The organism is Pseudoclavibacter sp. VKM Ac-2867 (assembly GCF_015351275.1).
In the GTDB taxonomy this organism is placed as follows: domain Bacteria; phylum Actinomycetota; class Actinomycetes; order Actinomycetales; family Microbacteriaceae; genus Pseudoclavibacter.
The window spans coordinates 668,122-674,927 of the sequence record NZ_JADKSL010000001.1; the positions used below are offsets into that span (position 1 = coordinate 668,122).

At 69.8% G+C, this 6,806-nt stretch carries 8 protein-coding genes; 5 read left to right on the forward strand and 3 right to left on the reverse strand.

What is annotated here, in order from left to right:
• Positions 1-20 precede the first annotated feature (20 nt).
• Both mshD and ITJ67_RS19560 read right to left on the reverse strand, forming a co-directional pair.
• The gene (mshD, locus tag ITJ67_RS02985) at positions 21-884 is read right to left on the reverse strand and encodes a mycothiol synthase (protein ID WP_194676667.1); all 864 of its coding nucleotides are present in this window, start codon (positions 882-884) and stop codon (positions 21-23) included.
• An 8-nt stretch (positions 885-892) separates the two neighbouring features.
• On the reverse strand, positions 893-1,612 hold the full coding sequence (locus ITJ67_RS19560; RefSeq protein WP_228496618.1) for a winged helix family transcriptional regulator: 720 nt from the start codon (positions 1,610-1,612) through the stop codon (positions 893-895).
• 81 nt (positions 1,613-1,693) lie between these two features.
• On the opposite strand from ITJ67_RS19560, the gene ITJ67_RS19565 reads away from it, so the two are divergent.
• The 4 genes from ITJ67_RS19565 (at position 1,694) to ITJ67_RS03005 (ending at position 5,082) form a co-directional block, all read left to right on the forward strand.
• Positions 1,694-1,984: a hypothetical protein gene (locus tag ITJ67_RS19565; protein ID WP_228496617.1), complete on the forward strand. Its 291-nt coding sequence runs from the start codon at positions 1,694-1,696 to the stop codon at positions 1,982-1,984.
• Between the two features lie 215 nt (positions 1,985-2,199).
• Positions 2,200-2,811: an FABP family protein gene (locus ITJ67_RS02995; protein ID WP_104242161.1), complete on the forward strand. Its 612-nt coding sequence runs from the start codon at positions 2,200-2,202 to the stop codon at positions 2,809-2,811.
• Positions 2,804-4,009: a YgfZ/GcvT domain-containing protein gene (locus tag ITJ67_RS03000; protein ID WP_194676669.1), complete on the forward strand. Its 1,206-nt coding sequence runs from the start codon at positions 2,804-2,806 to the stop codon at positions 4,007-4,009. Before ITJ67_RS02995 ends, ITJ67_RS03000 begins: the two co-directional genes overlap by 8 nt.
• Positions 4,010-4,011: 2 nt before the next feature.
• On the forward strand, positions 4,012-5,082 hold the full coding sequence (locus ITJ67_RS03005) for an FUSC family protein (RefSeq protein ID WP_194676670.1): 1,071 nt from the start codon (positions 4,012-4,014) through the stop codon (positions 5,080-5,082).
• Between the two features lie 28 nt (positions 5,083-5,110).
• Here ITJ67_RS03005 and ITJ67_RS03010 read toward each other — a convergent pair whose 3' ends face one another.
• Entirely contained in the window at positions 5,111-5,923 is an 813-nt protein-coding gene (locus ITJ67_RS03010) for a class I SAM-dependent methyltransferase (RefSeq protein WP_194676671.1), read from the reverse strand.
• A 72-nt stretch (positions 5,924-5,995) separates the two neighbouring features.
• On the opposite strand from ITJ67_RS03010, the gene ITJ67_RS03015 reads away from it, so the two are divergent.
• Positions 5,996-6,745 carry a phosphoglyceromutase gene (locus ITJ67_RS03015; RefSeq protein ID WP_104241936.1) on the forward strand — a complete coding sequence of 250 codons (750 nt, stop codon included), beginning with the start codon at positions 5,996-5,998 and terminating at the stop codon, positions 6,743-6,745.
• Positions 6,746-6,806 lie beyond the last annotated feature (61 nt).

Sequence of the window (6,806 nt, forward strand, 5' to 3'; positions counted from 1 at the left end):
AGCAGAGTCACGCGAACGGATCATGAACGGTTGCGTCGGTACTGCACGTCGATCGAGAGCTGTTCGTAGCCGAGAGAGCGGTAGAGGGAGAGTGCGGCGTCGTTGTCGCCTTCGACGTAGAGGGAGGTGCGCTTGGCACCTGTCGAGTGCATCCGCTCGAGGCCTGCCTGCATGAGTGCGCGGCCGAGCCCGCGGCCGGCGGCTTGAGGAGCGATGCCGACGACGTAGATCTCGACCTCATCGCCTTCGCGCTTGAGCCAGTTGTAGCCGAGGAGCGTGCCGTCGGCGTCGCGCAGCAGGAGGAAGTCGTCGGCGTTGAACCAGTCGGTCGACTGCCGCGCCTGGAGACCGGGGGCGTCGAGCGCGCCCTGCTCCGGGTGGCTGCGGAAGACGATGGCGTTGAGGGCCAGGAAGTCGTCGGCGTCGTCGGGGGCGAAGGGCGAGATCGAGTATCCGTCAGGGGCCGACACCGTCTCGGCGTCCGCCGCGGTGAGCGGGCGACCCAGCTTCAGGAGTGTCCGCACGGCGTCGAGGCCACGGGAGGAGGCGAGCGCGACGGCACCTGCCAGGTTGCCGTGGGCCCAGAAGACCGGCGCGGCCTCACCGGTGACGGCGTCGGAGAGCTCGCCGCCCAGGCCTCGCCGCCGGTGCTCCGGATGCACGACGAGCTCTCCCTCGACGGTTCCGTCGTCGAGGTCCCGCGTGAGGGCCGCGGCGATGAGCCTGCCGGAATCGTTGATCGCCGTCAGTCGCCGCTCGCCGAGCGAGAGCAGCGTGTCCTCGTTGAACGGAGCGACACCGTCAGCCGCGGTTGCGGCGTCTGCGAGTTCGCGGACCTCCGCACTTCGAGGCGCAGCCGACGCGGCAGTGGAGAGATCGGGCATCGGTGCTCCTAGGGGGTGGTGGCGTCGTCGAGCGATGACCCGCCGGTGGGGACAGGCTCGTCCCGTGCCGCTTCGCCGTTGCGCAGGAGCCGGTAGCCGACGTTGCGAACCGTGCCGATGACGCTCTCCTGATCGCCGAGCTTGGCGCGCAGTCGTCGCACGTGCACATCGACCGTGCGCGTGCCGCCGAAGTAGTCGTAGCCCCACACCTCGCTGAGCAGCCGCTCACGCGTGAACACGTGGTCGGGGTGCGAGGCGAGATACCGCAGCAGCTCGAACTCCTTGAACGTCAGGTCGAGGGTGCGCCCTCGATACCTGGCCGTGTAGCTGTGCTCGTCGATCGTCAGGGGACCGATGGCGATCGTGCCGCTCGGCTCTTCGACTGCTGCCTGGGGGCGGAGGAGACGGATGCGCGCATCCACCTCGGCCGGCCCGGCCGTTCTCAGGATGACGTCGCCGATGCCCCAGTCGGAGGAGATGGCGGGGAGGCCGCCTTCCGTGATGGCCAGCAGCACGGGAACGGACGACTCGATCGTGTTGAGCACGCCGCACAGGCGCTTCGCGCTCGGGAGGTCGCTCGTGCCGTCGATGATGTTCGCGTCCGCCTGGGGAGCGGATGCGAGGGCTGACGCGGTCGGTGGGAGCACCCGGACGCGGTGCGCCAGAAGTGTGAGGGAAGGGAGAGCGTGCTCGACGCCGCCGGCGCTGAACAAGAGGACGTCTGCCAAATGTGGCCTCCTCGATGTTTGGTCGGACTCGCTGGCTAGTCTACGCACCCTCGGGACAGCTCCAGCGTGCACAATGGGGCAATGACCCGCGAACGAGTGAGCATCGGCATCGTCTGGCTGGCCGCAGTGGTCGGAGTGTTCGGCGTTGCGATCCTCGCGGATCCCTCGCGGCACCTGGTCTGGGTGAGCATCCTGATGCTCACGCTCATCTGCCTGACCTGCCTCCTGCAGCTGCGCCTGCAGGAGAGTGACGGGTTCATCATGCGGATGAGTCTCAGCCTGGTCGGCGCCCTGGTCGTGCTGGGCGTCGCCTCGCTCGGCTTCGCGATGCTCGGCGGCGACGCGGTGGTCGGAACACCGAGTCACAGCTGAACCGAGCCGCCCTTCGCGCGCGGCCGCAATGGCTAGGATGGACGGCATGGACACCGTGCTTGTTATCGAAATCATCTTCACCGGCTTGCTGGTGCTCGCGCTCATCGCCATCAGCTTCGTCTCCGTGGTTGTGCTGAAGAACCTCTTCAAGGGTCAGAACTAGCCAACCCGCCATAGGGCGCCGCAGCTGCTGGATCGAGAGGAAACCCCCGATGGTGTACGACATCCCAACTGACCTCCCTCCCGAGATCGTGCCGCTCTCCTGGCTGCTCGGCGTGTGGGAGGGCACTGGCCACGTCGAGTACAAGGTGGGCGAGGAAGTCCGCGAGCAGGCCTTCCGCCAGCGTGTGAGCTTCAGCCACGACGGGCTTCCCTACCTCAACTACTCCGCGCAGCTGTGGCTCGAGGAGGGCACGGGCGACGAGCCCGTGCAGGTGCCGCTCACAGGCGAGACCGGATTCTGGCGTCTGGCGCGCACGAGGGACGACGGCGATGTCGGCCCCGGCTACCTGCCGCCGACGGCCCCCGCGACGATCACCGATGCGGACGGCGTCGAGGGGCTCCGCGACGACGAGCAGGCGTTCCCGCTCGAGGTCTCCATCGTGCATCCGACAGGACTCCTCGAGCGCTACAGCGGCAGCGCGCGCGGGCCGCGAATCGACCTGAAGACCGAGGAAGTCCTGCTCGCGCCCGGCGCGAAGGAGTTCACCGCATCCACTCGCATGTACGGCTACGTGGCGGGGGAGCTGCTGTGGGCCTGGGACATCGCCGCCCTCGGCCAGGAGCTCGCGACCCACGCGTCGGCGAAGCTGGCCAAGCTTGACTGAGCAGCCCGTCTCGACCGAGCCGGCGCCGACCGCCGACGAGCCTCAGCCGTACCGTTCGCCCTTCCTCGCGCTCCCCGGCGCGGTGGAGGGCGTCGGCATCGACGCGGGCGTCGCCTGGCACTACGGGCAGGTGACGGCCGACCAGCGTGACCTCGCAGCGGGCCGCTCCATCGTGGATGCCTCGCACCTCGGCGTCATCCGCCTCACGGGTGCCGACCGGCTCACCTGGCTCGACTCGCTCACCTCGCAGCGCCTCACGACCCTGGAGCCCGGGCAGAGCGCTGAGACGCTGCTCCTCGACATCCAGGGGCACATCGAGCACGGCGCTGCCGTGCTCGATGACGGCACGGCGACCTGGCTCATCACCGAGCACGAGTCGGCTCCGGAATTCGCGGCCTGGCTGAACCGGATGCGGTTCCTCCTCGACGTGCAGGTCGTCGAGGTCACCGACCAGTTCGCGGTGGTCGCGACGCTCGGCCAACTCGACCTCGGTGCGGCGGCCCCCAACGGCACGCCGCTCGTCTGGAACGACCCCTGGGCCACCCCTCCCGAGCACGGCTGGAGCTACTCGCAGTTCCCGGTCGTCCCCGCCGACGGCGCGGTCGACGCGCACCCCGGCGCCGACTTCCCCGTGAAGCTCCATGTCCTCGAGCGCGCCCGCCTGCAGGGGCTCGTCGACCGCGCACTGGCGGGCGAGCTGCCCGTCGCCGGCATGCACGCGTTCGAGGCGCTCCGCATCGCGGCGCTCCGTCCCCGCCTGGGGGCTGAGGTCGACTCGAGGGCGATCCCACACGAGTTCGACTGGCTCCGCAGTGCCGTCCACCTCGAGAAGGGCTGCTACCGCGGGCAGGAGACGGTCGCGAAGGTCCACTTCCTCGGTCGTCCGCCGCGAAGGATCGTCCTCCTCGACCTCGACGGCTCGCTCGGCGAGCTTCCCGTGGCCGGCAGCACGCTGTCGGTCGAGGGCGATGCCAAGGCGCAGACGGTCGGACGCATCAGCTCGGTCGCCATCCATCACGAGGACGGCCCCATCGCCCTGGCGCTCGTGAAGCGCTCGCTCGCGGAAGACGCCTCGCTGGTCGTGGAGCTCGCCGACGGGCAGCAGGTCTCGGCGAGCGCGACGACCATCGTGTCGCCGACAGCAGGTCGTGCGGCGGACGTGCCCCGCCTGCCGCGCCTCGAGCGTCGCGGGCAGTAGACGTGTCGGCTCCGGCGGCTGGCGTCGGGGCCGCATTCGCCCGCCTGCGGGCCTCGCTCCCGGCGGTGCTGCAGATCACGGCGGCGGCCTTCGCCGCGTACGCGATCGCGCACTGGGGTCTCGGGCATCCCATCCCGTTCCTCGCCGTGACGGTCGCGATCACGAGCCTCGGCCTGCAGCGCGACGCTCGCCCGCGTCGTGTCTTCGACACCGCCCTGGGCATCACGTTCGGTGTGCTGCTCTCCAATCTCTCGCTCCTGCTCTTCGGGCGCGGCGTGTGGCAGGTGACCGTGGTGCTCGCGGTCGTGCTCCTGCTCGCGCGGCTCGTGCACCCGAGTCCCGGGTTCGCGATCGGCGCTGCCGTGCAGGCGTCGCTGGTGCAGCTCATCCCGGTCCAGGGCGTCGGCGAGTACACGCGCCTCCTCGACGCGGTCATCGGGGGAGCGGTGGCCATCGCGGCGACCGCGCTCATCCCCCGCAACGCTTCTGCGCTCGCGAAGAACGAGGCGAAGGGGCTCATCGGCGCGCTCGCCCAGGCCCTCGGCGATATCTCGCAGGCCCTGCGCAGGGGAGACAGCGACGCGGGGCTCGCAGCACTCGAGGAGCTGCGCATGACGCAGGCCACGCTCGACGCCTGGTCGACCGAGCTCGAGAGCGCCGCATCCATCGCCCGGATCTCGCCGTTCATGCGCCACCATCGGGGGAGGGTCGAGCGGATCGCGGAGCTGCGCACGAGCATCGACCTCGCCACGCGCAACCTCCGGGTGGTCGCGCGGCGTGCCTGGTCGCTGTCGTGGGATGGCCGCCACCGCGAAGAGCTCGCCGATCTCCTCGGCGACATCCAGTCGGGGATGCTCGAGCTGCAGCTCGGTCTCGATGACGACGCGATGCTCCACCAGTCTCGCCAGACGCTGCTCATCGCGGCGGCCAGGCTGGAGCCGGAGCACCTTCATGGGGCGCAGCTCGGCGACTCGGTCCTGCTCATGCAGTGCAGGCCCCTCGTCGTCGACCTGCTCATCGCGAGCGGTATGGAGCCCGAGGCCGCACGCACGTCCCTCCCCGAGGTCCATTAGCCGCCGCGCCGTGGCTCCGACGCGCGGACTACGAGGGTGCGAGCGCCCCGGAGGCTGGGGCGACGGCGTCCCACGAGACCGTGATCTCGCCGAGGCGCCAGCGCTTTCGCGAGTCGGTGAGCGGCCAGCCGGCCGCACGCATCCGCCCGCACGCGGCGATGAAGCGCTGTCTCGCGCCGAACGTCTGTCGTGGGGCCTCCCGCTGCCAGGCGTCATCGAGTGCCTTCAGGTACTCGTGCACCCCTTCTCCTGGCACGTTGCGGTGGATGAGGGCCTTCGGCAGCCGCTCGGCCACCACGAGCGGAGACTCGAGACTCGCGGTGTGCAGTGAGACCGTGAAGGTCCGAGGCCCGACCGTGTCGATGCCGATCCAGGACGACACGCGGCCGACCTCGTTGCACGTTCCCTCGACGAGCAGACCGCCGGGCGCGAGTCGACCGGTCATTCGGGCCCAGGCCTCGGCGACTTCCGACTCGTCGTACTGCCGCAGCACGTTCATGGCTCGGATGACGCTCGGCTGCTCGCCGCCAGGAGTCGGCACCTCGAAGCCACCGACGGCGAAGCTCACTCGGCCCGCGAGCTCTGGCCGATCGGCGAGCTGCGCTCTGGCGAGCGCCACGCGGCCCGGGTCGATCTCGAGGCCGTGCACTCGCACCTCGGGCGCGGCCCGTCGGAGGCGATCCGCCAGCTCGAATGCCGTCGCACCACTTGCCCCGTACCCCAGGTCCACGACGAGCGGGCGCTGCTCGGCCTGCAGTGCGGGGTGCTGCGCGATCCATCGGTCGACTCTCCGCAGGCGGTTCGTTCCCGTCGTTCCGCGTGTGAGTCGACCCAATGGCATGCGACGAGACTATTTCAGCTTCCGTCTCCTCGCCGTCGCACGCGGGCCACCCCCACTCGGTACGCTTGGAGCATGACTGAAGCGCTGACCCTCATCCTGGTCCGTCACGGACAGAGCGAATGGAACGAGAAGAACCTCTTTACCGGCTGGGTGGATGTTGAGCTCACCGAGCAGGGCCGCGAAGAGGGTGCCCGCGCGGGCCGCCTCATCCGCGAGTCCGGCCTCAAGCCCAACGTGCTCTACACGTCGCTGCTCACGCGCGCGATCGACACCGCGAACCTCGCGCTGAAGGAAGCCGGCCGCGGCTGGATCGACGTCGAGCGCACGTGGCGCCTCAACGAGCGCCACTACGGCGACCTGCAGGGCAAGGACAAGGCCCAGGTCCGCGACCAGTACGGCGAGGAGCAGTTCATGGAGTGGCGTCGCTCATACGACACGCCGCCGCCCGCCCTCGACGACAGCAGCGAGTTCTCGCAGGCCCACGACGAGCGCTACGCGGACCTCGGCGATGAGCTGCCCCGCACGGAGTGCCTGAAGGACGTTCTCGTGCGCTTCCTCCCGTACTGGGAAGAGGAGGTGCTGCCGACGCTCGTCAAGCGCGGCACCGTCATGGTGGCCGCCCACGGCAACAGCCTGCGTGCGCTCGTGAAGCACCTCGAGGGCATCAGCGATGACGACATCGCCGCCGTGAACATCCCGACCGGCATGCCCCTCGTCTACCGTTTCGACCCCGAGACGCACGAAGTCCTCGGCAAGGGCGAGTACCTCGACCCGGAGGCAGCAGCCGCAGGAGCTGCCGCGGTCGCGTCGCAGGGCAAGTAGCACCAGCCCTCGCTGCACGCCAGAACGGCGGATGCTCCAGGAGAATCTCCTGGAGCATCCG

Coding starts and splice junctions, on each gene's coding strand:
- mshD (WP_194676667.1), bottom strand. CDS start 884: ATGCCCGATCTCTCCACTGCCGCGTCGGCTGCGCCTCGAAGTGCGGAG.
- ITJ67_RS19565 (WP_228496617.1), top strand. CDS start 1,694: ATGACCCGCGAACGAGTGAGCATCGGCATCGTCTGGCTGGCCGCAGTG.
- ITJ67_RS03010 (WP_194676671.1), bottom strand. CDS start 5,923: ATGCCATTGGGTCGACTCACACGCGGAACGACGGGAACGAACCGCCTG.
- ITJ67_RS03015 (WP_104241936.1), top strand. CDS start 5,996: ATGACTGAAGCGCTGACCCTCATCCTGGTCCGTCACGGACAGAGCGAA.